Below are 24,735 nucleotides of genomic sequence, written 5' to 3' on the forward strand. Positions count from 1 at the left end.
CGCAAAACCGGTGGACGCGCTGTGGTTTCCTGGGGAGGAAATGGAAGACGAACGAATGATCCGCCTCTCGAAGCGGATGTCCAAGGCGCTCCGGCACAAGCCCGAGCGCGTCGGCCTCACCCTCGACCCGTCGGGCTGGGTGCCGGTGGCCGACCTCCTGACCGCGCTCGGCATCTCCGAGGCCGACCTGCGCGAGGTCGTGGACCGCAACGACAAGAAGCGCTTCAGCATCGACGGCGACCGCATCCGCGCGAACCAGGGCCACAGCGTCGAGGTCGACCTCGGCCTGCCGACCGCGATCCCGCCGGACCAGCTGTTCCACGGCACGGTCGCACAGTTCCTCGACGACATCATGCGCGACGGCCTGCGCCCCATGTCACGCCACGACGTGCACCTCTCGCCCGATCGCGAAACGGCGCAGCGCGTTGGAGCGAGGCGTGGGCGGCCGTTGATCCTCACCGTGGACGCCAAGGCGATGCACGCGGACGGGCACGAGTTCCGGCTCAGCGCCAACGGGGTGTGGCTCGCACAGCACGTTCCGGCGAGCTACCTGGCCACGGCGTGAAACGGACCGTCGAGGACGGCTACGACGCCATCGCGCAGCGGTACCTCGACTGGTCCGCGCAGATCGCCGACGACCCTCGGCTGCGCTATCTCGCGGAGTTCGACGAGCGGCTGCCCGACGGGGCGAGAGTTCTCGAACTCGGCTGCGGTGCGGGCGTCCCGTGCAGTCAGAAGCTCGCCGAACGGCACGACGTCCTCGGCGTCGACCTGTCACAGCAGCAGATCGAGCTTGCCCGCGCGAACGTGCCGGCCGCCCGGTTCGAGAAGGCGGACATGACCGCGCTCGACTTCCCGGACGGAGAGTTCGACGGCGTCTCGGCGTTCTACTCGATCCTGCACGTGCCGCGCGCCGAGCAGCCCGCGCTCATCGCGAAGATCGCGCGCTGGCTCAAGCCCGGCGGCCTGTTCCTGGCCTCGCTCGGCAACGGCACGCCGGACGTCACGGAGACCTGGCTCGGTGTAGAGATGTTCTTCGGCAGCAACACACCCGACGTCAACCGGGACCTGCTCGGCCGGCACCTGGAGATCGTCGTCGACGACCTGGTGACCATGCACGAGCCGGACCCGGCGACGTTCCACTGGGTCCTCGCCCGCAAGCGCTAGATCAGCCAGAGAACGGCGCCGCCCGCCGCCACCACGGTCAGCACCAGCAGGACGATCGCCATGAACTTGGCGGTCTTCCACGTGGTGTAGACGCCACCGGCCAGAAAGCCCGCGAGGGCCAGCAGGCCGATGACGACGACTTCCTTCGGCATCAGAGGACGCCCTTGGTCGACGGGACGCCGCCGACGCGCGGGTCGGGCTCGGTGGCCGTGCGCAGGGCGCGGGCGATGGCCTTGTACTCGGCTTCCGCGATGTGGTGCGGGTCGCGGCCGTACTCGACGCGCACGTGCAGTGCGATCTGGGCGTGGAAGGCGAGCGACTCGAAGACGTGCCGGTTGAGCACGAACGGGTAGTTGCCGCCGATCACGAAGCTGTTGAACTGCTCCGGTTCGCCGCGGTGCACGGTGTACGGGCGGCCCGAGACGTCGACCGCGGCGTGCGCGAGGGTCTCGTCCATCGGGATCCAGCAGTCGCCGAAGCGGCGGATGCCCTTCTTGTCCCCCAACGCTTCCCGCAGCGCCTGGCCCAGGACGATCGCGATGTCCTCGACCGAGTGGTGGGCGTCGATGTGGGTGTCGCCGGTGGCGCGGACGATCAGGTCGAAGCAGCCGTGCACGCCGAACGCGGTGAGCATGTGGTCGTAGAACGGCACTCCTGTGCTGATCTCGACCTGGCCGGTGCCGTCCAGGTCGATCTCCACGTAGACCGACGACTCCTTGGTGGTGCGTTCCACCTTGCCGACACGACTCACCGGCTGACCTCCTTGCTGGCCGCGAGGAAAGCGTCGTTCTCCTCGGGCGTTCCGATGGTCACCCGCAGGTGACCCGCGATTCCGACGTCCCTGATGAGCACGCCGTGGTCCAAATAGGACTTCCAGGTCTCCCGTGCGTTCTCGAACCAGCCGAACAGCACGAAGTTCGCGTCCGACGGCACGACCTGGAAACCCATGTCCGCCAACGCCGACGACACCCGGTCGCGTTCCGCCGACAGACGCGCCACCGAACCGAGCGTCTCCGGACCATGCCTCAAAGAAGCCCGCGCGGCGGCCTGCGTCAGAGCGGACAGGTGGTACGGCAGGCGCACCAGCTGCAGGGCGTCGACCACGGCCGGTGCCGCCGCCAGGTAGCCCAGCCGGCCGCCGGCGAACGCGAAGGCCTTCGACATCGTGCGCGAGACGATCAGGCGCGAACCGAACTCGTCCAGCAGCTTGATCGCGCTCTCCTGCGGGGAGAACTCCGCGTACGCCTCGTCCACCACGATCATGCCGGAGGTCGAGGCGATCAGCAGGCGCAGGTCGGCCAGCGGGATCGACTGGCCGGTCGGGTTGTTCGGCGACGTCACGAAGACCACGTCCGGCCGCGTCTCGGCGATCACCGCGGCGGCCTTCTCCACGTCCAGCGAGAAGTCGGAACGGCGCGGCGCCGGCGACCACTCGGTGCGGGTGCCGGCGGCGATGATCGGGTGCATCGAGTACGACGGCTCGAAGCCCAGCGCCACGCGGCCAGGGCCGCCGAACGCCTGGAGGATCTGCTGGAGGATCTCGTTCGACCCGTTGGCTGCCCAGACGTTCTCGGACGTCAGCGTCACCGACGTCGCGGAGGTCAGGTACGCCGCCAGATCCTCGCGCAACGCCACCGCGTCACGGTCCGGGTAGCGGTGCAGCTCGCCGGCGATCTCGGCGACCGCCGCGACGACGTCGGCCGCGAGAGCATCAGTCGGCGCGTACGGGTTCTCGTTGGTGTTCAGGCGATACGGGACGTCGAGCTGCGGGGCGCCGTAGGGCGTGCGCCCGCGCAGGTCCTCGCGCAGAGGCAGATCGGAAAGCTCAACCCGCGCGCCGACTACAGGCTTCATCGAGAGAACCTCGCTGTCACAGCCTGCCCGTGCGCGGGCAGGTCCTCGGCGTTGGCGAGCGCGACGACCTTGTCCGCGACCTCGCGCAGTGCTTCCTCGGAGTAGTCGATCACGTGGATGCCGCGCAGGAACGTCTGCACGGACAGCCCGGACGAGTGTCGCGCGCAGCCACCGGTCGGCAGCACGTGGTTCGAGCCGGCGCAGTAGTCGCCCAGCGACACCGGCGAGTGCGCGCCGACGAAGATCGCGCCGGCCGAACGGATCCGTGCGGCCACCTCACGAGCGTCGCGGGTCTGGATCTCCAGGTGCTCGGCGGCGTACGCGTCGACGACCCGGACTCCTTCGTCCACAGAGGACACCAGGACGGTGGCGGACTGCTTGCCGCCCAGCGCCGTGCGGATCCGCTCGGTGTGCTTGGTCGCACCGATCTGGCGCTCCAGCTCGGCGTCCACCGCGTCCGCCAGTTCGACGGAGTCCGTCACCAGCACCGACGCCGCGAGCGGGTCGTGCTCGGCCTGGCTGATCAGGTCCGCGGCGACGTGCACGGCGTCGGCCGACGAGTCGGCCAGGATCGCGATCTCGGTCGGCCCCGCCTCGGAGTCGATGCCGATCAGGCCGCGCAGCAGCCGCTTGGCCGCCGTCACGTAGATGTTGCCGGGACCGGTGACGACGTCGACCGGGGCCAGTTCGGCGCCGTCGGTGTCCACGCCACCGTGGGCCAGCAGGGCCACCGCCTGGGCGCCGCCGACGGCCCACACCTCGTCCACACCGAGCAACGCGGCGGCGGCGAGGATCGTCGGGTGCGGCAGGCCACCGAACTCGGCCTGCGGCGGCGAGCACACGACCAGCGACTCCACGCCGGCGATCTGCGCGGGCACGACGTTCATCACGACAGTCGACGGGTACACCGCGAGGCCACCGGGCGCGTACAGGCCGACGCGCGCGACCGGCACCCACTTCTCCGTCACGGTGCCACCGGGCACGACCTGCGTGGTCGTGTCCGTACGGCGCTGGTCGGCGTGCACGCGCCGCGTGCGCGCGATGACCTCTTCCAACGCCTCGCGCACCGCCGGATCCAACGAGGACAAAGCGGACGAGATCTCCGAAGCGGGCACACGAACAGAATCCGGACGAACCTGGTCGAACTTCTCCGTGTACTCCAGCGCCGCCTCGACACCGCGTTCGGCGATCGCGTCCACGACAGGACGTACATGATGCAGAACCGCGTCCACGTCCACCTCGGCGCGCGGCACGACGGCGCGCAGCTGAGCAGGGGTCGTGGTGCGACCTCGCAGGTCGATGCGGTTGAGCATGCCTTACAGCCTAGTTCCTGCGGAAATCTGTCAACGGTCAGCCCGCTATCGGCGCTACTCAGCCTGTGACGCCACGGCCACGCTCGGTCGAGCACCACTCCGTCGCAAACCCCTGCTGATGATGGAGGACCCATGTTCACCAAGCGCCGCGGCAAGATCGCCGCAGTGCTCGCCATATGTCTGCCCGTGCTGGTCGCGGGCATGGCGGCACCCAGCAACGCCGACTCCGGCCGTTATCTGCTGGAAGTCACCGCGAACACGTCGGCCGAACGCACCCAGATCGCGCAGCTCGGCGTGGACGTGCTCGGCGCGACGAAGCTCACCACGATCTCGGTCGTCGCGGACAAGGCGCAGTACCGGGCCCTGCAGGCCACCGGTCTGCCGCTCAAGTACGTCGGCGACTTCGAGCAGCAGCTCAAGAGCCTGGGCAAAGTCGACTTCAAGGACCCGCAGCCGGGTCAGGTCGGCACCCAGGACTTCCCGTCCGGCTACGCGGGCTACCACAACTTCGCGGAGATGACCGCGGAGCTGCAGCAGACCGTCCGCGACCACCCGACGCTGGCGAGCTTGCGCAGCATCGGCAAGAGCTACCAGAACCGGGACATCTGGGCGCTCAAGGTCAGCGACAACGTCGCGACCGACGAGAGCGAACCCGAGGTGATCTTCACCTGCAACCAGCACGCCCGTGAGCACCTGACGGTCGAGCAGTGCCTGCAGATCATCAAGCGCTACACCGACAACTACGCCACCCCGGCGATCAAGAACCTGGTGGACACCCGCGAGGTCTGGTTCATCCCGATGGTCAACCCGGACGGCGTCGAGTACGACATCGCCACCGGGTCGTTCCGCGGCTGGCGCAAGAACCGCCAGGGCAACGGCACCGACCTCAACCGCAACTGGGGCTTCAAGTGGGGCTGCTGCGGCGGTTCCAGCGGCAGCACGACGTCGGACACCTACCGCGGCACGGCGGCGTTCTCGGCGCCGGAGACCAACGTGATCAAGAACTTCGTGAACTCGCGCGTCGTCGGTGGCGTCCAGCAGATCAAGACGAACATCGACTTCCACTCGTTCTCGGAGCTCGTGCTGTGGCCGTTCGGCTACACCACCGCGAACACCGCGCCGGGCCTGGACGCGACCGAGGAACGGGCGTTCCGCACGCTCGGCCAGCAGATGGCCGCCACCAACGGCTACACGCCGGAGCAGGCGAGCGACCTGTACATCACCGACGGCAGCATCGACGACTGGATGTGGGGCCAGCACAAGATCTGGTCGTACACCTTCGAGATGTACCCGAGCAGCGGTGGCCTCAACGGCTTCTACCCGCGTGACACGGTCATCGCGGCGCAGACCAGCCGCAACGACCGCGCCGTCGACCTGTTCGTCGGCTACTCGGACTGCGTGAAGCGCGTCATCAACGTGAGCTGCTGATCCGGTCCAACGCCTGATCGATCTCCTCCGGAGTGACGAAGTAGTGCGGGGAGGCCCGCACTACTTCGTCCAGACCTCGCCTGGTCATGTCGAACATCGTCGACGCGCGCTGCGACACCGTGACGGCGACGTCGCGCTGCCAGAGCCGGTCCTTGAGCTCCATCGCCGGCACCCGGTCGCTCGTGAACGTGACGATGCCCGCCTGCCGTTCGCCGAGGTCCTGGACGGTGATGCCGGGGATGCTCGCGAGCCCCGCGCGCAAACGCTTGGCGCGGTCCCCCACCTCGGCCTCGATGACGTCCAGGCCCTTGGCCAGCGCGTACCGGGCGGCGGCGATCATGCCCAGCCGGTCCGCGACGCTGTACTCCCACAGCTCGAACACCCGCGCGTCGTCCCGCGGCCGGTAGCGGTCGGGCGCGACCCACTCCGCCGCGCTGTGGTCCATCAGGCGCGGCTTCAGCCTGCGACGCACCTCGTCCCGCACCACCAGCGCGCCCGTGCCGCGGGGTCCGCGCAGCCATTTGCGGCCGGTGCAGACGAGCATGTCGTAGTCGTGGTGGCGCAGATCGATCTGGCCGGTCGACTGGCAGGCGTCGAGCAGCACCAGCGCGCCGACCTCTCGCGCCTTCGCGGTGACCTCGTCGACCGGGTTGACCAGACCGCCGTTCGTGGGCACGTGCACGAGCGAGATCAGCTTGACCCGCTCGTCCAGTTCCAGGGCGCCGACGTCGAGCTGCCCGTGCCGGTCGGACGGCATCACCTCGATCGTCGCGCCGGTCTCCTCGGCGCGGCGCAGCATCGGCACCGCGTTGCCGCCGTACTCGACCTCGGTGACCAGGATCCGGTCGCCCTTCGCCAGCGGGACGGCGTCGAAAGCCGTGAGCCACGACCGGGTCGCGCTGTCGGTGAACGCGACCTCCGAGGGCTCGCAGCCGAAGAGCTCGGCCAGCACGCCGTAGCCCGCCTCGATGTCGTCACGGCGTTCCGCGGCGGCCCGGTAGCCGCCGATCTCGGTCTCCCTGCGCAGGTGCCCGACGACCTCGTCCACCACCTCGGCGGGCGGGATCGAGGAACCGGCGCTGTCCAAGAAGATCAGGTCGCTCACCCGCCCCACTGTGCCACCATCGAACTCATGGGGGATCGAACTTTCGGTTACAGCGCACAGGTGAGACCGTTTCTCTGGGTGTTCATCGTGGTGACACCGCTGGAGATCCTGCTCGTGGAGCTGATCGTGCCGTGGTTCTGGTTGCGGGCCGTGCTGCTGGCGTTCGGGGTGCTCAGCGCGTTGCTGCTCGGGTGGCAGCTGTGGATGCTCCACAAGTTCAAGCACTCGGTCGACGACCGTTACCTCTGGCTGCGGTACGCGCGTGAGTTCGAATACAGGATTCCCTTGGCTGCCATCGAAAGCGTGACGCAGGGCACGACGAGCCGGACGTTGCACCGGACGCGGTCCGTTGTGGACGGCACGCTCGTGCTGGAGATCTCCAACTCCACCAACGTTTCCCTGCGGCTCAACGATCCGCAGGAGATCGACCTGGGCCGGCGCGGCGCGCACGACGTGACGAAGATCGAGTTCTGGACCGACGACCCCGACGGCATGGTTCGCGCGCTGCGAAAATAGGCTCACCGGCATGGTGGAGATCCCCTACGGCAAGCGCATGCGGCCGAGGTACCTGCGGTTCCTGATCATCACGGCGGTCGGGATCGCGCTGGTCGCGTTCGCCCTGGACATCCCGTGGCTGCTCATCACGCTGATCGTCCTGGGTGTGCTGAACGCGGTCGTGTGCGTGGGCGCTCTCTACGTGCTGGCCAAGCAGCCGCACACGATCTCCGAGGATGAACTGCGGCTGCGCCAGCTGGGGTTCTTCGACTGGCGCCTTCCGACCTCGGACCTCGGCGCGGCTCAGGTCGCCGAGCGCACCCACAAGGGGCAGCGCAGCGTCGAGGTGATCGGCGACGCGCTCGTCATCCAGTCGCTGACCAGGACGAACGTGTCCGTGCCGTTCCACGAGCCGCAGCTGGTGAACCTCGGCAAGACGGGCGTGCGGCGGGTCGAGCGCGTCGAGTTCTGGGCGGACGACCCGGAACGCGCCGTCCGCGAGATCAACGCCCGGACTACTTAGGCTCCCACTTCTCCAGGTTCCACCACGGGCCCCAGGCCAGCGCGCCGTAGGAGTTCGGGTCGACGACGGGCTGGTAGCCGTTCCACGAGTCGCGCATCACGTACGCGTGCTCGGGGAAGACCAGCACCGCCATCGACGGCGTGGCGATGAAGGCCTGCTGGAAGAGCTTGTACGCCACCGCGCGCTGCGCCGGGTCGATGAGCTTGCGGCCGTTCTCGAGCGCGGCGTCGGCGGCGGGGCTGCCCTGGCCGCGCAGGTCATAGAGCATCAGGTCGGGGTCGAACGGCGAGCCCTCGCCGTACAGGAGCGCGTCCTGGGCCATCCGCGGCCGGATCGCCTCCCACGACAGGCCCGCGAGCTGCACGTCGACGCCCACGGCCTTGGCGTCGGCCGCGAACGCCGTGGCCAGGTCGGCGCGCAGGTCGTCGCCCAGCGGGTACATCAGCGTGAAACGGGCGGGGACGCCCTCGCGGACCCGGATGCCGTCCGTGCCGGGCACCCAGCCGCCGACGTCGAGCAGCCGCGTCGCCTCGGACTTGTCGAAGCGGAACTTCGCGGTCGGGTCGAACTCCTCGGCCAGCGCGTCCGGCACCGGCGTGTACGCGATGGTGCCCTTGCCCTCGAGCAGGCTGTCGATCATGGCCTGGCGGTTCGCGGCGAAGTTCAGCGCGAGCCGGACGGAGGCGTTGCCGGTGACGGGGTTGGCCGCGGGCAGCCGCACGGCGCGGTAGTCGGCGCTGCGGTGGTAGTTCACCTGGAGACCCGACCTGGAGGCGAACTGCGTGGCGATCTTGGGCGGCAGCACCGTGCCGTCGAACTCGCCGTCCTGCATGCGGCGGGCACGCTGGTTGTCGTCGGTGACGAAGACGACGGTCACCTTCTTGACCTTCGGCGCGCCGTCGAAGTAGCCGTCGTTGGACTCCAGCAGCAGCCGGTCGCCCTTCTTCCACTCGGTGACCTTGTACGGGCCGGTGCCGACCGGCTGACCGGCCGGGTTCGCCTGCTCGCTGGGCAGGACGCCGAGCACGAGCAGGTGCGGGAACGCGGCGTGCACCTGCGTCAGGGTGAAGCGGACCGTCGAGGGGTCGAGCTGCTCGACGCTCTTGAGCGTGCTGAACCGCTCCTTGACCGGGTTCTGCAGCGCCGCGGTGTAGGTGGCGACCACGTCCTCGGCGCCGAACGTGCTGCCGTCGGTGAACTTCACGTCGCCGCGCAGCTTGACCGTCCAGCTCAGCCCGTCCGCCGCCGGCGCGGGCAGATCGGCCGCGAGCCGCGGGGTCAGCGACCCGTCCTGGCGGTGCTCCACGAGCCCGTCGTAGATCTTCGACACGCCCTGCGCGCCGTAGCCGAGCAGCGGGTTCAGCGTGGTCGGCTCGTCGCGGTCCGCCAGCACGATCGACGTGCCGTTCGACCCACCGTCCGGGCGGGGTGTGGCGGTCTCGGTGCAGCCCGCGACGGCCAGCAACACGACTAGGAGCAGTGGGGAACGCACACGCCGGACCCTACAGTGATCCCCATGCGCGTCGCCGTGAGTCAGATCAGCTCGACCACCGATCCCCGCTCCAACCTGGAGCTCGTCCGCGACGCGGTGCGCAGGGCCGAGGGTGCACGGGTCGTTCTGCTGCCCGAGGCGACGATGTGCCGTTTCGGCGTGCCTCTCGGGCCTGTCGCGGAGCCGTTGGACGGGCCGTGGGCATCGGCGGTGCACGAGATCGCGGCGTCGCACGACGTCGTGGTGGTGGCCGGGATGTTCACGCCTTCCGGTGACCGCGTGACGAACACGCTTCTGGTGACCGGGCCGGACATCCACGTCGGCTACGACAAGATTCACCTGTTCGACGCGTTCGGGTTCCAGGAGTCGCGGACGGTCGCGCCAGGCGCCGAGCCGGTGGTGTTCGAGGTGGACGGCGTCACGTTGGGCGTGGCCACCTGCTACGACATCCGCTTCCCCGAGCTCTTCACCACATTGGCCGACAAGGGCGCGTCCGCCGTGCTGGTCGGGGCGTCGTGGGGTGCCGGGCCGGGCAAGAAGGAGCAGTGGGAACTGCTGGTGCGGGCGCGCGCTCTGGACTGCACGTCGTTCGTCGTGGCCTGTGGGCAGGCCTATCCCGGTGATCTCGGGTCGTCCGCGCCGACCGGAATCGGCTACTCGACGGTCGCCGACCCGTTCGGGAACATCGTCGTGCAGCTGTCGGAGCAGCCCTCCGACACGATCGTGGACCTGGATCTCGACTCTGTGGCACGAGCTCGTGAAGTCCTGCCCGTGCTGGCGAACCGACGCTTGACCTCCAGTTAGGTCGAGACCACAGGATCGAGGGCATGACGCTTCCCGAACTGCCCTCCTTCGTCCACGACCGCAAGAACCTCGACGGTTACAAGCTGTACCGCTCCGGCGACCCGCGTGACCGCCGCGAGCCCGGCTGCGTCGTGCTCGTCACCGTCGACACCGACAGCGAGGCGACCGCACGGGCGTGGGTCGACTCGGTGTTCGTGGCGCTGGCCAGCGAGCCGAACCCGCACCCCGGCGGCATCTCCGCCGCCTTCCACGTCCGGGACGACGGCCGGCGAGTGATCAACTACGCGGAGTGGGTCAGCGCCGAGGACCACGTCGACGCGGTGTCGAGCGGCGGCGGTGTCGGCTCGGCGACGGCCGACTGGCGCCGGGTGCAGAACTTCCCCGGCGTCCAGCACGTGAGCGTCGAGCGGTACCGGCCGCTAGCGAAGGTCCAGGCCGAGGTCGAGTGACGGGCTGGAGTGCGTGAGGCCGCCGACCGCGAGGTAGTCCACGCCGGTCTCGGCGTACTGGCGGGCCACGTCCAGCGTGAGCCCGCCGGACGCCTCAAGCTTCACCCCGTCCGGACGGACCTTCACGGCCTGAGCGCACTGCTCGGGCGTGAAGTTGTCCAGCAGCACCAGTTCCGCGCCTTCGGCCAACGCCTCGTCGAGCTGCGCCAGGCTGTCGACCTCGACCTCCATCAGCAACTCCGGCGCGTGCGCACGGGCCGCCCGGATCGCGGCACCGACCGAACCGGCCGCGGCGACGTGGTTGTCCTTGATCAGGATCGCGTCGCCGAGACCCATGCGGTGGTTCACGCCGCCGCCGGCCCGCACCGCGTACTTCTGCAGCAAACGCAGGCCCGGCAACGTCTTCCGGGAGTCGCGCACGAAAGCACCGGTGCCCTCGATCGCGGTCACCCAGCGGGCGGTCTGCGTGGCGATGCCCGACAGGTGGCAGATCAGGTTCAACGCCGTGCGCTCGACCGTGAGCAGGCCGCGGGTCGGGCCGGTGAGCACCAGGGCGGGCTCACCGGGGACCGCCTTGTCGCCGTCGGCGGCCTCGGACAGCACCTCGATCTCGGGCAGGTAGCGCTGGAAAGCGGTGCGTGCCACGGAAACACCGCACAGCACGCCCGCCGCGCGAGGGGTGATCTCGGCGGTGGCGACGGCCTTCTCCGGCACGGTCGCCAGCGTCGTGGCGTCGAGGCCGTAGCGGAGGTCCTCCTCCAACGCGAGCTGGATGACCCGGTTCGCGTCGTCCCAATCGATGGTCATGCGACGCCCTCTGCGAGAACAGGATCGGCCAGCACGGGCTGACCGGTCGGGGTGAGCCGGACGAGCTGACTGCGTTGCCACGCCTGCGAACGCTCGGTGAAGTCCGTGCGGACGTGGCAGCCACGAGACTCGGTGCGTTGCTGGGCCGCCGCGATCAGGGCGCGGGCGGCCATGGTCAGCGCCGCGTCCTCGACCAGTTCGCGCGACTCCAGCTGCTTGTCCACAGTGGACACGTCAAGCACCGAGCCGACGACGGCCAGACCTTCGGCGTCACGGCCGATCGCGGCGTAGCGGGACATCACGCGCTGAAGCAGGTCGCGGTCCGCCACGGGCGCGGTCGGCAGCGAGACCTCCACGGCCCGCGCGGGCGCGATCAGGCCGACGGCGAGGTCGGAGGCGACGGCCTCGGCGGCACGGGTGCCGCAGACCAGGCCTTCGAGCAGGCTGTTGGAGGCCAGGCGGTTCGCGCCGTGCAGGCCGGTGCGGGCGACCTCGCCGACCGCGTACAACCCGGCGACACCGGTGCGGCCGTCCACGGTGGACACCACGCCACCACAGGCGAAGTGTGCCGCCGGGGCGACGGGGATCGGGTCCACGGCCGGGTCGATGCCCACCGACACGCAGGCCGAGAACACGGTCGGGAAGCGGGTCGCCATGTCGTGCAACGCCGTCGCGTCCAGGAAGACGTGGTCGTCGACACCACCGGGTTCGAGCGCCATGTGCCGGGTGATCGCGGCCGCCACGACGTCGCGCGGGGCGAGGTCTTCGAGCGGGTGCACGCCCTTCATCACGCGGGCGCCGGTCGCGTCGATCAGCACGGCGCCCTCGCCGCGCACGGCCTCCGTGACGAGCGGGCAGCGGCCACGTGCGCCACGGCCCGTGTAGAGGACGGTCGGGTGGAACTGGATGAACTCGACGTCGGCCGCCACCGCGCCGGCGCGCAGAGCCAGTGCCAGACCGTCCCCCGTCGCCACCGAGGGGTTCGAGGTCGCCTGGTACATCTGGCCGAGGCCGCCGGTCGCCAGCAGCACGGCGGGCGCGGTCAGCACGCCCGGCACGCCGTTGCCGTCCAGCACCAGCAGTCCGGCGACGGCGCCGAGCGGCGTCTTCACGGCGTCGACAGCGACGTGGTTCTCCAGCAGGGGAACCCGTCCGTCCACAGTGGCCTTGAGCAGTGCGCGTTCGACCTCGGCGCCGGTCGCGTCGCCACCGGAGTGCACGACGCGGAACGCGCTGTGGCCGCCTTCGCGGGTGCGTTCGAGCAGGCCGTCCGGCTTGGCGTCGAACACGGCACCGCGCTCGCGCAGCCGGGCGACGGCCGCGGGGCCGTCGGAGATGATCGCCGCGACGGCCACGTCGTCGCAGAGGCCCGCGCCCGCCGTCAGCGTGTCCTCGATGTGCTTCCCGACCGAGTCGCCGAGGTCGTGCTGGTCCTCCATGACGACGGCGACGCCGCCCTGGGCCCAGCGGGTGTTGCCGTCGTCGCCCGCGGCCTTCGTGACGACCAGGACCCGAAGTCCCAGCTCACGAGCCCGCAGCGCGGCGGTGAGACCCGCCACGCCCGTGCCGACCACGATCAGGTCGGCTCGCGCCTCCCAGCGCGCGGCCATCACTCACCGCCGCCGGGCTTGCCGATCTCGATCATGCGCTGCACGGCGCCCTGGGCGCGCTTGGCGGTCTCCAGGTCCACGTGCACCTCGTCCAGGCCGTCGCGCACGCACCGCAGCAGCGCGGCCGGCGTGATCATCTTCATGTAGGTGCAGGACGCGCGGTCATTCACGGCGCGGAAGTCGATCTCCGGGGCGGCCTTGCGCAGCTGGTGCAGCATGCCGATCTCGGTCGCGACGAGCACCTTGGTGGCCTTCGTGCTGCGGGCCGCGGTGATCATGTCGCCGGTCGAGAGGATCTTGACCTTCTCCGCCGGGACGATGCCCTCGCCGCTCAGGTACAGCGCGCTCGTCGCGCAGCCGCACTCCGGGTGGATGAAGAGGTCCGCCTCCGGGTTCGCCGCGGCGCGCTCGGCCAGCTCGGGGCCGTTGATGCCGGCGTGGACGTGACACTCACCCGCCCAGATGTGCATGTTCTCGCGTCCGGTCTCGCGCTTGACGTGCGCGCCCAGGAACTGGTCCGGGCAGAACAGCACCTCGCGGTCGGCCGGGATCGAGCGCACCACGTCGACGGCGTTCGAGGACGTGCAGCAGATGTCCGTCTCGGCCTTCACCTCGGCCGTGGTGTTCACGTAGGACACGACGACCGCGCCGGGGTGCTCGGCCTTCCACTCGCGCAGCTGCGCGCCGGTGATCGAGTCGGCGAGCGAGCAGCCCGCGCGCTCGTCCGGGATCAGCACGGTCTTCTGCGGCGCGAGGATCTTCGCGGTCTCGGCCATGAAGTGCACGCCGCAGAAGATGATGGTCTGCGCGTCGGACTGCGCGGCGATCCGGCTCAGCGCGAGGGAGTCGCCGGTGTGATGGGCGATGTCCTGGATCTCGGGCAGCTGGTAGTTGTGCGCCAGGATGACGGCGTCGCGCTCCTCGGCGAGGCGCAGCACCTCGTCTCGCCACGCGGCGTTCGGCTCGACTCCGCCGTACACACCCGACGCGGTTCGCTCCACGGTTGCGGTAGCGACCATCACTGCCTCCTCGATCCGGGGTTTTCGCCTACTGGTCGAAAACGTGGCCGATAGTATCAGCCAGGTGGCAGGTGTGGGGCACGAAGTTCTGGCCGCTGTGTTGCGGGTGAGAGGTGCGTCACTCCAGGTCATGCTGTGGGAGCGCGCACGGGAACCACACGCTCACCGCTGGTCGCTGCCCGGTGGGGAGCTGCGGGTGGACGAGGACGTCGAGTCCTCCATCCGGCGTCAGCTGGCGGAGAAAGTCGACGTGCGACAGTTGTCACACGTCGAGCAGCTCGCCGTTTTCAGCGCCCCGGACCGCGTTCCCGGTCCCCGTGTCGTGGCGACGGCGTTCCTCGGACTGGTCCCTTCGGACGTCGATCCGGAGCGGCCGGCCGACACGGAGTGGCACTGCGTGGAGAAGCTTCCGCTGATGGCGTTCGACCACGCCTCGATCGTGCATCGAGCACGGCACAGGCTGGGCTCGAAGCTGTCGTACACGAACATCGGCTTCGCCCTCGCGCCACCGGAGTTCACGATCTCCCTGCTGCGCGACCACTACTCGGCGGCGCTGGGCTACCGCGTGTCCGCCACGAACCTGCAACGCGTGCTCTCACGCCGGTTGTTGCTGGAGCCCACGGGTGGTACCGCTCCCCCCGGCCCGTCCGGCGGCCGTCCGGCAGCGCTGTTCCGGTTCAGCGCCAAGGGAATCTTGGTCACCGATCCGTTCGCCGTGCTCAGACCGCCCGGATCCGGCCGTCCGGCGGGCGGCGGAGGCACCACGTAACGTTGGGCGCGTGGCAGAGACGCTTCCGTTGTTCCCCCTGGGCACTGTCCTTCTGCCTGGGGCGTCTTTGCCGTTGCACATCTTCGAACCGCGCTACCGCCAGCTCGTAGTCGACCTGATGACCGGCTCGCTGTTCGGCCGCACGTTCGGCGTCGTGTGCATCAAGGAGGGCTGGGAGGTGGGCGCCGACAACGTCCGCTCCCTCAAGGACATCGGCTGCTCGGCTGACCTGCTCGACGCCCGCCCGCTGCCCGAGGGCCGCTTCGACATCGTGACGCGCGGAGTGCGCCGCTTCCGGCTGCTGGACGTCGACACGACGACCGCGCCGTACCTGCTGGCCCACGTCGACTACCTGGACGACGCCCCGGTGCCCGAGGCCGCCCTGGAGGTCGTGCCGATCCTGGAACGCGGCGCCCGCGCGGCCCACGAACGCTACTGCGGCGCCGCCTGGCACCGCGAGGACTGGGCACCGCCCGCCGAGGACATCGACCTCGGCGCGTTGTCGTACCTGCTGGCCGCCGACTGCCTGCTGCCCGTCGAGGACCGGCAGCGACTGCTGGAGGAGAGGTCACCGGCGCGGCGGCTGCGGCTGGTGCGGCGGATGCTGCACCGGGAGACCGGGATTCTGAGCGCTTTGAAGGCGGTGCCGGTGCCTTTGACGGAGTTCGGGCACGTGCCGAGCCCCAACTAGGCCGAGCACTCCGAACGGGTCGTGCCTGGAACTTCCCGGCGTGCGGCGGCAGGCCCGTGAGTGCGCGGAAGCCTTCGGCCGGCGCGGAAGCCTTCAGCGAGGTGCTCCCGGGACCTGGTGCCGCCGATGAGCAGCGGCCGGCCGCAGACGGGCCTCGAACCGCCTGCACGTTCGCGCTGTCCCCGTGCTCGCGCTGTCCTCGTGCTCGCGCTGCCTCCCCCGTGCTCGCGCTGCCTCCCCCGTGCTCGCGCTGCCTCCCCCGTGCTCGCGCTGCCTCCCCCGTGCTCGCGCTGCCTCCCCCGTGCTCGCGCTGCCTTCCCGTGCTCAGTGCCGCCTGCCTTGAGCCTCACCGCCTGAGCGCCTGCCCTGAGCCCCGCCACCTGAAGGCCCGCGCTGAGCCCCGCCACCCGATCGCCTGCGCCGAGCCCCGCCCTGAACACCCAGCCCACCCAGGTCGCCGACCCGCGCCCCACAGCCCCGTTGAGCCGCACCCGCAGGCGCCATCAAGCCCATCCCCACCGCGCCGATCGTCGGATCGTTGAATTGTGGCCTTGTGGGATTGTTGAACAATCCTTACTCTGAGGTCCACATCACACTCGACCACTCCTCCACCACGCTGCGAGGTGTCCCATGAGCACGTCCACGACCGAGGACACAGGCCGTTTCGCCTGGTTTCACAGTCTCGGCCAGAAGGGAAAGCGCGCGTTCGTCGGCGCCTTCGGCGGCTACGGGCTGGACTCCTACGACTACTGGGTCCTGCCCCTGAGCCTGGTCGCGATCAGCGGCTACTTCGGCCTCACCAAAGCGGAAGCAGGCCTGCTGGGCACGAGCACGCTGCTCATGAGCGCCATCGGCGGCGCGGTGGCGGGCGTCATGGCCGACCGGTTCGGCCGTTCCAAAACGCTGATCATCACGGTGGCGGCGTACGCGTTCTTCACGGTGTTGTGCGGCTTCGCGACCAACTACGAGACCCTGCTGGTCTTCCGCGCCCTGCAGGGACTGGGCTTCGGCGGCGAGTGGGCGGCCGGGGCGATCCTCGTGGCCGAGTACTGCAAGCCGAAGTACCGCGGCCGCACGGTGGCGTTCATCCAGAGCGCGTGGGCGGTCGGCTGGGGGCTCGCGGTCATCGTCAACACGCTGGTCGCCTCGCTGGCGGACCCGGCCATCTCCTGGCGCATCATGTTCTGGACGGGCGCGCTGCCCGCGATCCTCATCTTCTACGTGCGCCGCAACGTCGACGACGCACCGGAGACCAAGTCGCAGCCCAAGGAACGCGGCACGTTCCCGAAGATCTTCCGGGGCCCGATCCTCAAGACCACGCTGTTCGCCGCGCTGCTCGCGACCGGTGTGCAGGGCGGGTACTACACGCTCGCGACGTGGCTGCCGGCGTTCCTGCAGACCGGACGCGGCCTCACGATCATCGGCACGGGCGGGTACCTCGCGTTCCTCATCACGGGCGCGTGGATCGGGTACGTCTGCGGCGGCTATCTCACGGACTACCTGGGGCGCAAGAAGACCTTCGTGGTCTTCGCCATCGCCAGCGCGCTGCTGATCGTGGCTTACACGCAGATTCCCAACGGCGCCAACACGTTGGTCATGTTCCTCGGCTTCCCGCTCGGGTTCTGCATGTCCGCGATCTTCAGCGGGTTCGGCAGCTATCTCAGCGAGCTCTACCCGACGCAGCTGCGCGGCACCGGGCAGGGCTTCACGTACAACTTCGGGCGTGCGTTCGGCGCGGTGTTCCCCGGCCTGGTCGGGTTCATGGCCGACCGGCTCGGCATCGGCGGTGCGATGCTGTTCGGGGCGGCCGCGTACGGAATCGCGGTCATCGCACTCATCTGGCTGCCGGAGACCGTCAACAAGGAGCTGGAATGACGACCGCGGGACAAGCGCCGGGACAGGCGCAGGCCAACCTGATCGCCATCCCCAGGGACTGGGCGTACGACTTCCTCCTCTTCACCCACCGCAACCCCAAGCCGTGCCCTGTGCTCGACGTGCTGGACGCGGGTGAGACCGTCAGCGCCCTCAAACGGGACGCGGACGTGCGCACCCACGCGCCGCAGTACCGAGTCTGGGAGAACGGCGAGCTCAAAGCCGAACCCGAGAACGCGACCGACTACTGGCGCGACGACCTGGTGACGTTCCTGATCGGGTGCAGCTTCACGTTCGAGACGGCACTGACCAACGCCGGAGTGCCGCTACGACACGTGGAACAGGGCAAGAACGTCTCCATGTTCGTCACGGACATCCAGTGCCGGCCCGCCGGACGGCTGCACGGCCCGATGGTCGTGTCGATGCGCTGGATTCCGGAGTCCCTTGTGGACATAGCGCACAAGGTCACCGCGCTCATGCCGTCGGTGCACGGTGCCCCGGTCGGCGCGGGAGATCCGAGGATGCTCGGGATCGGGGACATCGACGAACCGGACTTCGGGGACGCCGTCGAGCACGAACCCGGTGACGTGCCGGTGTTCTGGGCGTGCGGCGTGACGCCACAGGCGGTGCTGATGAAGTCCAAGCCGCCGTTCGCGATCACGCACGCGCCGGGTCAGATGTTCGTGACGGACATGCCCGACTTCGCCTATCGGGTCGGATAGGTCACTGTGACATTCCTAGATGCCAAGTCAGTCTGTCGTGTGTTTTGGCCGCCGGGGCAGCCAAAACACACGACAGACTGAAGGACGGCGCCTCGAGCCCTCAGCCGAGGCGCCGCCCCAGGTCGTCCAGGCCGTTCCACGCCGTGCAGCAGCCGTACGCCAGCGCGGCACCCAGCGGCCACGCCAGAATTCCCCACCACGTCTCCAAAGCGGGCGCGATGAGCAACGTGTCGTTCGCCTTGATCGACGCCGGCATCGGGTAGGCGCCCAGGGCGATCTTGCCGCCCATCCACTGCGCCATCCACCCCGCCGCGAACGAGCCGGCGGTCATGCCCAGCATCACGACCGGCCCGCGCCGCTGCCGCAGCAGCCACGTCGCGATCCCGGTGATCACGCCGGCGCCGAGCCCGATCAGCACGAACACCATCAGCGCGTCGAGCCGGTGGTAGCTCTCGATCCCGATCGGGTAGAACTTGCCGTCCTGCGGCGAGACGATCTTGAGCTGCGCCGGGGCCAGCCACGACCACAGGTACGCGGCGGGCAGCCCGAACGCGAACGTCGTCAGCGCCACCACCAGGCCCGGCAACAGGTCCCGCTTCACCACGACCTTCGGCCGTGGCCGCATGTAGTAGTGGTAGACGTACGGCGGCTCCGGCACGGGTTCGATGCGCACCGGCGCTGCTTTCTCGTCCATTCGCGAGAGGTTACTACCGAGCCGAACCCAGCTCTCCGTGGCGGCTGCAGCGCGCCGTCCAGCCGTCCGGGGTCACCTGGACGACCATGCGGCGCGCGCACTCCGCGCAGTACCGCGGCGGGTCGATCATGGACAGGCGCTGACGGCAGAACGCGTGGTCGCCGTCAGCTTCCTCTTTGCCGCAGAAGGAGCAGTACACGGTCGTAATCATCACAGGGTCTGGCTCAGCGCCTTGATGGGCATCGACAGTTCTTCGAGCATGTCGAGGTCCTGCTGCGCGGGACGGCCGAGGTTCGTCAGGTAGTTGCCGACGATGATCGCGTTGATGCCGCCAAGCATGCCCTGCTTCGCGCCCAGGTCGCCGAACGTCAGCTCACGGCCGCCGGCGAACCGCAGGATCGTGCGAGGCAGCGCCAGCCGGAACGCGCCGACCGTGCGCAGCGCCTCGGCGCCCTCCACGACCGGGTAGTTCTCGTACGGCGTGCCGGGGTTCGGGATGAGGAAGTTCAACGGCACCTCATCGGGCTCCAGCTCGGCCAGCTGCACGGCGAACTCCGCGCGCTGCGCCAGCGTCTCCCCCATGCCGATGATGCCGCCGCAGCAGACCTCCATGCCGGCGTCGCGGATCATCCGCAGCGTGTCCCAGCGCTCCTCCCAGGAGTGCGTGGTCACGACCTCGGGGAAGTGCGAGCGGGCCGTCTCGAGGTTGTGGTTGTAGCGGTGCACGCCCATCGCGACCAGTTCGTCGACCTGCTCCTGCGTGAGCATGCCGAGCGAGCAGGCGATCTGGATGTCGTTGCCGTCCTCGCGGATGGCCTTGATGCCGTCGCGCACCTGCGAGAGCAGCCGCTTGTCCGGGCCGCGCACGGCCGCGACGATGCAGAACTCGGTCGCGCCGGTGTCGCGGGTCTGCCGCGCCGCGCGGACCAGGCCTGGGATGTCGAGCCACGCCGAGCGCACCGGCGAGGGGAACTGGCCGGACTGCGAGCAGAAGTGGCAGTCCTCGGGGCAGCCGCCGGTCTTGAGCGACACGATGCCCTCGACCTCGACCTCGGGGCCGCACCAGCGCTCACGAACCTCGTGCGCCAGGGCCAGCAGGTCCGGGATCCGGTCCTCCGGGAGCTCCAGCACCTTCAGCACCTGAGCCTCGGTGAGCCCGACGCCTCGTTCGAGCACCTGCTCACGAGCCTCGTCGAGCACGTCGATCTGTTCCGGTGCTGCGGTCACGGTCTCTCCTCCTCTGTGGCCTGGCGAGCCAGTGTGCCTCACTGAATCCTTCATCGTGGAGCGACGTAGATCACTGGACCGCGAATTGAGCCGCGAACGTCTCCGGGTCGAACTCGCCGCCGAACCACGGTGAAAACGATCTCTTGGCGACGGCCAGGAAATCCACAGAACCGAGCTTCGTCACACCCTGGGGCAACGCGCCGAGCAACGGGCCACCCGCCGCGTCGGGCAGATCGGCCAGGTTCGTCAGCGAGGCGAGGTCGGGGTGCAACGGCCAGCTGCCGACCACGACGCCCAGCGACTCGATGCCACGCCGTTGCAGCGCCTCGGCCGTCAGCGTGGTCGTGTTCAACGTGCCGAGCCCGGCCTGAGCCACGATGAGGACCGGCGCGTTCACCGCCCACGCGATGTCGGCCAGCGTCGAACCGCCCTCGTCGAACCGCACCAGCAGCCCGCCCGCGCCCTCGACCAGCACCAGGTCGTGGGACGCGTCGAGCTCCGTCACGGCGGCGGCGACGTCCGCGGGGTGCACGGTGGCCATGCCGGCCCTGCGAGCCGCGGTGTTCGGGGCCAGCGGGTCGGGGTATCTGGCCAGCTCACGGGTCGTCACGTCGCCCGCCAGCCGCGCCACCTCCGCGACGTCGCCCGGCTCGCCGGGCAGCAGGCCGGTCTGCGCGGGCTTGAGCACCGCGACCCGTCTGCCTTCTGCCCTGGCCAGCGCCGCGATGCCCGCGGTCACGGCGGTCTTGCCGACCTCGGTCCCGGTTCCGGTGATCACCAGCACGCTCACAGATCCTCACCTTAGGCCTTGCGAGCTCGCGCGGTCGCGTCGGTCGTCCGGTCACCCGAAGGAGTCGGCCGGACGACCGACTTCAAGGCGACCGCGCCGCCGTCTCCGAAGGAGCGGCAAAATACGCAGCATGAGTGAGCAACCGATCGTGATGTACGGCGCCGAATGGTGTGGCGACTGCCGCCGGGCCAAGTCGTGGCTGACCCGCAACAACGTGCCGTTCACCTACCTCGACGTCGCGAACGACGACGAGGCGCGGGACAAGGCGATCGAGATCGCGGGACGCAAGAACATCCCCGTCGTCGTGCTGCCGAACGGCGAGTTCCTGGTCGAGCCGACCGACACTCAGCTCGCCGCCGCGATCACGCCCTGACAGATCGCCGCGACGTCGTCGTCCGTGCTGATGAACGGCGGCATCGTGTAGATCAGGTCGCGGAACGGCCGCAGCCACACACCCGCGTCCACGGCCGCCTTGGTGGCTCGTGCCATGTCCACCGGCTCATGCAGTTGCACAACGCCGATAGCGCCCAGCACGCGCACGTCCCGGACACCGGGCAACGCGCGTGCGGGCGCGAGTCCCGCCGTCAGACCGGCCGAGATGCGCGCGACCTCACGCTTCCAGTCCTGCGACAGCAGCAGGTCGATCGACGCCAGCGACACCGCCGCCGCCAGCGGGTTGCCCATGAACGTCGGCCCGTGCGCCAGCACCGGCACCTCGCCCTTGCTGATCCCGTCGGCGACCCGGGACGTGCACAAAGTGGCGGCCATCGTGAGATAACCGCCGGTCAGCGACTTGCCGAGGCACATGACGTCGGGGCTGACGTTCGCGTGGTCGGCACCGAACAACTCGCCGGTGCGCCCGAAGCCCGTGGCGATCTCGTCGAACACCAGCAGCACGTCGTGCGTGTACGCGAGCTCACGAAGAACGTGCAGGTAGCGCGGGTCGTGGAACCTCATGCCGCCCGCACCCTGCACGACCGGCTCGACGATGATCGCGGCGAGCTCACCCGCGTGCTCCTCGATCACGTCGGCGAGGTGCTGGACGTACGCGGTGTCCATCTCGGCCGGCGGCGCGTCCGCGAACACCTGCTGCGGCAGAATTCCACGCCACAGCGAATGCATCCCGCCCTCGGGATCGCAGACGGACATGGGGTTGAACGTGTCGCCGTGGTAGCCGCCGCGCCACGTCAGCAGGCGGTGCTTCTCCGGCCGGTTCTGCGAGCGCCAGTACTGCAGGCACATCTTCACCGCGACCTCGACCGACACCGAGCCGGAGTCGCACAGGAACACGTGCTGCAACTCCGAAGGCGTGATCTCGACCAGCTTCGCGGCGAGCCTGATGGCGGGCTCGTGCGTGAGCCCGCCGAACATCACGTGGCTCATCCGGCCGAGCTGGTCGGTGACGGCCGCGTCCAGCACGGGGTGCCGGTAGCCGTGAATGGCCGCCCACCAGGACGACATGCCGTCCACGAGCTGCCGGCCGTCCGCCAGCGTCAGCCGGACACCCGAGGCCTCCGAGACGAGCAACGGTTCCCGGGTGCCCGGCATCGGGCCGTACGGGTGCCAGACGTGCGCCTGGTCGAGCTTCAGCAGGTCGTCCACGCGCCTGAGATTAGGCGAGGCGCACCGGCAGGGTGTGCAGACCGCGGATCAACGTGCTGTCCCGCCACACCAGCGTTTCCGGCTCCGCGGCGAGCGTCAGGTTCGGGAACCGAGCGAGCAGCTGGGTCAGCGCGACGTCGAACTCCAGCCGGGCCAGCGGCGCGCCCAGGCAGAAGTGGATGCCGTGGCCGAACGCGACGTGCCCCTGCGCGGACCGCGTCACGTCGAGCTGATCGGCGTCGGCGTACTTCTCCGGGTCGCGGTTCGCCGCCACCAGCGACACCATCAGGATCTCGCCCGCGGGCACGGTGACGCCGCCCAGTTCGAGGTCCTCCCTGGTGTAGCGGAAGGTCGCGACGTTGACCGGGCCCTCGAGCCGCAGGAACTCCTCGGTGCTCGCCGGGATCAGCTCCGGGCGGTCCTTGAGGATCTGCAGCTGGTCCGGGTTCCTCAGCAACGACAGCACCGCGTTGCCGATGAGGTTCACCGTCGTCTCGTGGCCCGCCACGAGCAGCAGGAACGCCATCGAGATCAGCTCTTCGGTGTTCAGCCGGTCGCCGGAGTCGTCGGCGTGCACGAGAGCGGAGAAGAACGTGTCGTTCGGCTCGGCCTCGGCGATCGTCGTGACGTGCTGGAACAGGAAGCCGGCCATCGCGGACGCCGCGGCCTGGACCTGCTCGGGCGTGCCGAAGGACAGCAGCTGGTTCGACCACTCTCGGAAGTCGTCGCGGTTGTCGATCGGGATGCCGAGCAGCTCGCAGATCACCGTGATCGGCAGCGGGAACGCGAACGCCTCCAGCAGGTCGACCTCGTCGCCGTCGTTGAGCTTGGCGATCAGCTCGGCCGCGATCTCCTGGACGCGCGGGCGCATGAGCTCGATGCGGCGGGCGGTGAACGCCTTGGTCACGAGCTTGCGCAGCCGGGTGTGGTGGGGCGGGTCCATGTTCAGCATGTGGACGGCGAGCGTGGGCTCGATCTCGCGGCGCACGTCGCCGTTCGGAGGAGAGTGCACCGCCATCAGGTGGCCGCCCTCCATGATGTTCTTGCTGACCTGCGGGGCGGTGAGGGCGATCTTCGCCTCGTCGTACCGAGTCACGAGCCAGACCTTGAGCCCACGTGGCATGTGGACTTCCTGCACGGGCCCCTCGGCACGAAGCATGTCGTGCACGTCGTGCGGGTTCTGGACGTAGTCGTCGGGCAACTGGGTGAGTGTCGTCACCTCACCCAGTTAACCCCGTTTACTCAATGCCCGCCACTATTTCATGTCCGCCTTGTGCCGCAACGGTCCTACCCGCAGAAGGAGATGGCCCGATCCCCGTCACCGACGGGCAGCGTGACGACCTCGATGTGGCAGTCCGGACCAGCACCTTCACCACTGCTGCTCCTTGATCTCCTCCGGGGTGAGTCCGCGGTCGACGCCGTGCGGCACAACGGTTTGTCCTGGCTCCAACGCCAGCTTCCGGTCGTCGAGGTAGACGCCGACGACATCGGGTTCGAACGAGACCCAGTCCGAGATCCGGGCGGACTCGGCCCACGCCTCCGGGTACGACCAGGCGGCGCGCCCGCGGTCGCCGATGTCGTAGTAGCTCGCCAAACCCTTGTAGGGGCAGAAGGTCTCGCCTTCGACGTGCTTCAGGGCCGAGGCGTCGATGTCCTCGCGCGGCACGTACCAGCGCGGCGCGAAACCCGATTCGTACATCACCAGCGGCCTCTTCGTGTCCGCGACGACCCGGTCGCCGTCGCGCACGACGAGGTGCCGCGAGGTCTGCCGGATGTCGATGCGGTGGTACGGGTCGGCCGAGTGCCCGAGGATGCGCTCGTCCTCCTCGTAGAACGCGTCCATTGCGCGCCAGGCGAAAGCGATCCGGTCCTCCAGCACCTTCGCGTGGCCGGGCAGGTCGACGTGCTGCCACGCCGCGTGCTTCGCCGCCCCCACCGTGAACCACGCCGTCGCGCCGAGGTCGCGGTGGTTCGTCGTGCGCGTCTCCTCCTCGAGGCCCGTGACTTCGTCTCGCGGGAAGTACGCGACCGGATAGCGACCGGGTTCGTGCAGCAGCACGACGTCCTCGCTGTCGGCGACCCACTCGCCGGCGAGCTTCACGCGCATCCGGCGGCGCAGCGGTTCGGCGAACAACAGCCGCTCCGGCAACGGTTCCGGCGTGAGGAACCGCCCCACGGCCTTCGCACCCAACGGCCCCTGCTGCCAGGACATGCCCATGACCCTCTCCTAACCTTTTAAGCGATGTTTGCTAGTTAGACAGACTGTCCTATAACCTGTCAAGGGCCGCTTTGGAGGTTAGGA

28 protein-coding genes are annotated in these 24,735 nt (G+C 69.4%); 12 read left to right on the top strand and 16 right to left on the bottom strand.

Annotation, left to right across the window (positions count from 1 at the left end; all coding sequences use genetic code 11):
• The first annotated feature begins 40 nt into the window (after positions 1-40).
• Both BM417_RS21920 and BM417_RS21925 read left to right on the top strand, forming a co-directional pair.
• The gene (locus tag BM417_RS21920; protein WP_093597310.1) at positions 41-565 is read left to right on the top strand and encodes an RNA 2'-phosphotransferase; all 525 of its coding nucleotides are present in this window, start codon (positions 41-43) and stop codon (positions 563-565) included.
• A complete protein-coding gene (locus tag BM417_RS21925) occupies positions 562-1,167 on the top strand; it encodes a class I SAM-dependent methyltransferase (RefSeq protein WP_093597313.1) in 606 nt (201 codons plus the stop codon). The genes BM417_RS21920 and BM417_RS21925 overlap by 4 nt, the downstream gene beginning before the upstream one ends.
• Here BM417_RS21925 and BM417_RS47860 read toward each other — a convergent pair.
• The 4 genes from BM417_RS47860 to hisD are packed head-to-tail and all read right to left on the bottom strand — an operon-like array spanning position 1,164 to position 4,334.
• Positions 1,164-1,319: a hypothetical protein gene (locus BM417_RS47860; RefSeq protein ID WP_177320528.1), complete on the bottom strand. Its 156-nt coding sequence runs from the start codon at positions 1,317-1,319 to the stop codon at positions 1,164-1,166. The two genes, BM417_RS21925 and BM417_RS47860, sit on opposite strands and share 4 nt — an antisense overlap.
• Entirely contained in the window at positions 1,319-1,918 is a 600-nt protein-coding gene (gene hisB / locus BM417_RS21930) for an imidazoleglycerol-phosphate dehydratase HisB (protein WP_093597316.1), read from the bottom strand. Before hisB ends, BM417_RS47860 begins: the two co-directional genes overlap by 1 nt.
• Positions 1,915-3,021: a histidinol-phosphate transaminase gene (locus tag BM417_RS21935; RefSeq protein WP_093597319.1), complete on the bottom strand. Its 1,107-nt coding sequence runs from the start codon at positions 3,019-3,021 to the stop codon at positions 1,915-1,917. The genes hisB and BM417_RS21935 overlap by 4 nt, the downstream gene beginning before the upstream one ends.
• A complete protein-coding gene (gene hisD, locus BM417_RS21940) occupies positions 3,018-4,334 on the bottom strand; it encodes a histidinol dehydrogenase (RefSeq protein WP_093597322.1) in 1,317 nt (438 codons plus the stop codon). The genes BM417_RS21935 and hisD overlap by 4 nt, the downstream gene beginning before the upstream one ends.
• 132 nt (positions 4,335-4,466) lie before the next feature.
• Between hisD and BM417_RS21945 the strand changes: the two genes are divergently transcribed.
• Positions 4,467-5,762 carry a M14 family metallopeptidase gene (locus BM417_RS21945; protein WP_093597325.1) on the top strand — a complete coding sequence of 432 codons (1,296 nt, stop codon included), beginning with the start codon at positions 4,467-4,469 and terminating at the stop codon, positions 5,760-5,762.
• Here the strand turns inward: BM417_RS21945 and BM417_RS21950 are convergent.
• Positions 5,746-6,867 (bottom strand): aminotransferase class V-fold PLP-dependent enzyme, encoded by a 1,122-nt coding sequence (locus BM417_RS21950; protein ID WP_245822063.1) that lies wholly within the window; start codon positions 6,865-6,867, stop codon positions 5,746-5,748. The two genes, BM417_RS21945 and BM417_RS21950, sit on opposite strands and share 17 nt — an antisense overlap.
• 27 nt (positions 6,868-6,894) lie before the next feature.
• Between BM417_RS21950 and BM417_RS49285 the strand changes: the two genes are divergently transcribed.
• Both BM417_RS49285 and BM417_RS21955 read left to right on the top strand, forming a co-directional pair.
• Complete coding sequence (locus tag BM417_RS49285; RefSeq protein WP_245822065.1) at positions 6,895-7,383, top strand: hypothetical protein; 489 nt, start codon at positions 6,895-6,897, stop codon at positions 7,381-7,383.
• A 10-nt stretch (positions 7,384-7,393) separates the two neighbouring features.
• On the top strand, positions 7,394-7,885 hold the full coding sequence (locus BM417_RS21955) for a hypothetical protein (RefSeq protein ID WP_093597330.1): 492 nt from the start codon (positions 7,394-7,396) through the stop codon (positions 7,883-7,885).
• Here BM417_RS21955 and BM417_RS21960 read toward each other — a convergent pair.
• Complete coding sequence (locus tag BM417_RS21960) at positions 7,878-9,377, bottom strand: ABC transporter substrate-binding protein (RefSeq protein WP_093597333.1); 1,500 nt, start codon at positions 9,375-9,377, stop codon at positions 7,878-7,880. The genes BM417_RS21955 and BM417_RS21960 overlap by 8 nt on opposite strands.
• Before the next feature lie 24 nt (positions 9,378-9,401).
• Between BM417_RS21960 and BM417_RS21965 the strand changes: the two genes are divergently transcribed.
• Together BM417_RS21965 and BM417_RS21970 are read left to right on the top strand one after the other, a co-directional pair.
• Positions 9,402-10,181: a carbon-nitrogen hydrolase family protein gene (locus tag BM417_RS21965; protein ID WP_093597336.1), complete on the top strand. Its 780-nt coding sequence runs from the start codon at positions 9,402-9,404 to the stop codon at positions 10,179-10,181.
• Positions 10,182-10,204: 23 nt separating this feature from the next.
• The gene (locus tag BM417_RS21970) at positions 10,205-10,630 is read left to right on the top strand and encodes an antibiotic biosynthesis monooxygenase (RefSeq protein WP_093597339.1); all 426 of its coding nucleotides are present in this window, start codon (positions 10,205-10,207) and stop codon (positions 10,628-10,630) included.
• On the opposite strand, the gene nadC is transcribed toward BM417_RS21970, so the two are convergent.
• The 3 genes from nadC to nadA are packed head-to-tail and all read right to left on the bottom strand — an operon-like array spanning position 10,601 to position 14,066.
• A complete protein-coding gene (nadC, locus tag BM417_RS21975; RefSeq protein ID WP_093597342.1) occupies positions 10,601-11,437 on the bottom strand; it encodes a carboxylating nicotinate-nucleotide diphosphorylase in 837 nt (278 codons plus the stop codon). The two genes, BM417_RS21970 and nadC, sit on opposite strands and share 30 nt — an antisense overlap.
• Positions 11,434-13,047 carry an L-aspartate oxidase gene (locus BM417_RS21980; RefSeq protein ID WP_093597345.1) on the bottom strand — a complete coding sequence of 538 codons (1,614 nt, stop codon included), beginning with the start codon at positions 13,045-13,047 and terminating at the stop codon, positions 11,434-11,436. The genes nadC and BM417_RS21980 overlap by 4 nt, the downstream gene beginning before the upstream one ends.
• A complete protein-coding gene (gene nadA / locus BM417_RS21985; RefSeq protein ID WP_093597348.1) occupies positions 13,047-14,066 on the bottom strand; it encodes a quinolinate synthase NadA in 1,020 nt (339 codons plus the stop codon). Before nadA ends, BM417_RS21980 begins: the two co-directional genes overlap by 1 nt.
• A 73-nt stretch (positions 14,067-14,139) precedes the next feature.
• On the opposite strand from nadA, the gene BM417_RS21990 reads away from it, so the two are divergent.
• The 4 genes from BM417_RS21990 (at position 14,140) to BM417_RS22005 (ending at position 18,120) form a co-directional block, all read left to right on the top strand.
• A complete protein-coding gene (locus BM417_RS21990) occupies positions 14,140-14,835 on the top strand; it encodes an NUDIX hydrolase (protein WP_401032272.1) in 696 nt (231 codons plus the stop codon).
• Positions 14,836-14,845: 10 nt separating this feature from the next.
• Positions 14,846-15,526, top strand: a complete 681-nt coding sequence (locus BM417_RS21995; protein ID WP_093597351.1) for an LON peptidase substrate-binding domain-containing protein — start codon at positions 14,846-14,848, stop codon at positions 15,524-15,526.
• A 630-nt stretch (positions 15,527-16,156) separates the two neighbouring features.
• Positions 16,157-17,401: an MFS transporter gene (locus tag BM417_RS22000; protein ID WP_093597354.1), complete on the top strand. Its 1,245-nt coding sequence runs from the start codon at positions 16,157-16,159 to the stop codon at positions 17,399-17,401.
• Positions 17,398-18,120: a putative hydro-lyase gene (locus BM417_RS22005; protein ID WP_093597357.1), complete on the top strand. Its 723-nt coding sequence runs from the start codon at positions 17,398-17,400 to the stop codon at positions 18,118-18,120. The genes BM417_RS22000 and BM417_RS22005 overlap by 4 nt, the downstream gene beginning before the upstream one ends.
• A 100-nt stretch (positions 18,121-18,220) precedes the next feature.
• Here the strand turns inward: BM417_RS22005 and BM417_RS22010 are convergent, their stop codons facing one another.
• From BM417_RS22010 to bioD, 4 genes are all read right to left on the bottom strand, one after another.
• On the bottom strand, positions 18,221-18,814 hold the full coding sequence (locus BM417_RS22010) for a DUF2567 domain-containing protein (RefSeq protein WP_093597360.1): 594 nt from the start codon (positions 18,812-18,814) through the stop codon (positions 18,221-18,223).
• Positions 18,815-18,827: 13 nt separating this feature from the next.
• Complete coding sequence (gene bsaP, locus BM417_RS22015; RefSeq protein ID WP_407656168.1) at positions 18,828-19,022, bottom strand: biotin synthase auxiliary protein BsaP; 195 nt, start codon at positions 19,020-19,022, stop codon at positions 18,828-18,830.
• A gap of 2 nt (positions 19,023-19,024) precedes the next feature.
• Positions 19,025-20,041 carry a biotin synthase BioB gene (bioB, locus tag BM417_RS22020; RefSeq protein WP_093597363.1) on the bottom strand — a complete coding sequence of 339 codons (1,017 nt, stop codon included), beginning with the start codon at positions 20,039-20,041 and terminating at the stop codon, positions 19,025-19,027.
• A gap of 70 nt (positions 20,042-20,111) precedes the next feature.
• Positions 20,112-20,831 carry a dethiobiotin synthase gene (bioD, locus tag BM417_RS22025; protein ID WP_093597365.1) on the bottom strand — a complete coding sequence of 240 codons (720 nt, stop codon included), beginning with the start codon at positions 20,829-20,831 and terminating at the stop codon, positions 20,112-20,114.
• A gap of 130 nt (positions 20,832-20,961) precedes the next feature.
• On the opposite strand from bioD, the gene BM417_RS22030 reads away from it, so the two are divergent.
• A complete protein-coding gene (locus tag BM417_RS22030) occupies positions 20,962-21,204 on the top strand; it encodes a glutaredoxin family protein (protein WP_093597368.1) in 243 nt (80 codons plus the stop codon).
• On the opposite strand, the gene BM417_RS22035 is transcribed toward BM417_RS22030, so the two are convergent.
• The 3 genes from BM417_RS22035 to BM417_RS22045 all read right to left on the bottom strand — a co-directional run bounded on the left by BM417_RS22035 (position 21,177) and on the right by BM417_RS22045 (position 24,651).
• Positions 21,177-22,379, bottom strand: a complete 1,203-nt coding sequence (locus tag BM417_RS22035; protein WP_245822105.1) for an adenosylmethionine--8-amino-7-oxononanoate transaminase — start codon at positions 22,377-22,379, stop codon at positions 21,177-21,179. The genes BM417_RS22030 and BM417_RS22035 overlap by 28 nt on opposite strands.
• Before the next feature lie 64 nt (positions 22,380-22,443).
• Entirely contained in the window at positions 22,444-23,652 is a 1,209-nt protein-coding gene (locus tag BM417_RS22040; protein ID WP_245822067.1) for a cytochrome P450 family protein, read from the bottom strand.
• A gap of 150 nt (positions 23,653-23,802) precedes the next feature.
• On the bottom strand, positions 23,803-24,651 hold the full coding sequence (locus tag BM417_RS22045; protein ID WP_093597374.1) for a DUF427 domain-containing protein: 849 nt from the start codon (positions 24,649-24,651) through the stop codon (positions 23,803-23,805).
• Positions 24,652-24,735: the final 84 nt, after the last annotated feature.

Origin of the sequence: Lentzea waywayandensis, assembly GCF_900115955.1 — a bacterium.
In the GTDB taxonomy this organism is placed as follows: domain Bacteria; phylum Actinomycetota; class Actinomycetes; order Mycobacteriales; family Pseudonocardiaceae; genus Lentzea; species Lentzea waywayandensis.

Excerpts from the sequence above, each read along its gene's own strand:
- BM417_RS21920 (WP_093597310.1), top strand. The coding sequence starts at position 41 with ATGGAAGACGAACGAATGATCCGCCTCTCGAAGCGGATGTCCAAGGCG.
- BM417_RS47860 (WP_177320528.1), bottom strand. The coding sequence starts at position 1,319 with ATGCCGAAGGAAGTCGTCGTCATCGGCCTGCTGGCCCTCGCGGGCTTT.
- BM417_RS21935 (WP_093597319.1), bottom strand. The coding sequence starts at position 3,021 with ATGAAGCCTGTAGTCGGCGCGCGGGTTGAGCTTTCCGATCTGCCTCTG.
- hisD (WP_093597322.1), bottom strand. The coding sequence starts at position 4,334 with ATGCTCAACCGCATCGACCTGCGAGGTCGCACCACGACCCCTGCTCAG.
- BM417_RS21945 (WP_093597325.1), top strand. The coding sequence starts at position 4,467 with ATGTTCACCAAGCGCCGCGGCAAGATCGCCGCAGTGCTCGCCATATGT.
- BM417_RS49285 (WP_245822065.1), top strand. The coding sequence starts at position 6,895 with ATGGGGGATCGAACTTTCGGTTACAGCGCACAGGTGAGACCGTTTCTC.
- BM417_RS21955 (WP_093597330.1), top strand. The coding sequence starts at position 7,394 with ATGGTGGAGATCCCCTACGGCAAGCGCATGCGGCCGAGGTACCTGCGG.
- BM417_RS21965 (WP_093597336.1), top strand. The coding sequence starts at position 9,402 with ATGCGCGTCGCCGTGAGTCAGATCAGCTCGACCACCGATCCCCGCTCC.
- BM417_RS21970 (WP_093597339.1), top strand. The coding sequence starts at position 10,205 with ATGACGCTTCCCGAACTGCCCTCCTTCGTCCACGACCGCAAGAACCTC.
- nadC (WP_093597342.1), bottom strand. The coding sequence starts at position 11,437 with ATGACCATCGATTGGGACGACGCGAACCGGGTCATCCAGCTCGCGTTG.
- BM417_RS21980 (WP_093597345.1), bottom strand. The coding sequence starts at position 13,047 with ATGGCCGCGCGCTGGGAGGCGCGAGCCGACCTGATCGTGGTCGGCACG.
- nadA (WP_093597348.1), bottom strand. The coding sequence starts at position 14,066 with ATGGTCGCTACCGCAACCGTGGAGCGAACCGCGTCGGGTGTGTACGGC.
- BM417_RS22000 (WP_093597354.1), top strand. The coding sequence starts at position 16,157 with ATGAGCACGTCCACGACCGAGGACACAGGCCGTTTCGCCTGGTTTCAC.
- BM417_RS22005 (WP_093597357.1), top strand. The coding sequence starts at position 17,398 with ATGACGACCGCGGGACAAGCGCCGGGACAGGCGCAGGCCAACCTGATC.
- BM417_RS22010 (WP_093597360.1), bottom strand. The coding sequence starts at position 18,814 with ATGGACGAGAAAGCAGCGCCGGTGCGCATCGAACCCGTGCCGGAGCCG.
- BM417_RS22030 (WP_093597368.1), top strand. The coding sequence starts at position 20,962 with ATGAGTGAGCAACCGATCGTGATGTACGGCGCCGAATGGTGTGGCGAC.
- BM417_RS22035 (WP_245822105.1), bottom strand. The coding sequence starts at position 22,379 with ATGCCGGGCACCCGGGAACCGTTGCTCGTCTCGGAGGCCTCGGGTGTC.
- BM417_RS22045 (WP_093597374.1), bottom strand. The coding sequence starts at position 24,651 with ATGGGCATGTCCTGGCAGCAGGGGCCGTTGGGTGCGAAGGCCGTGGGG.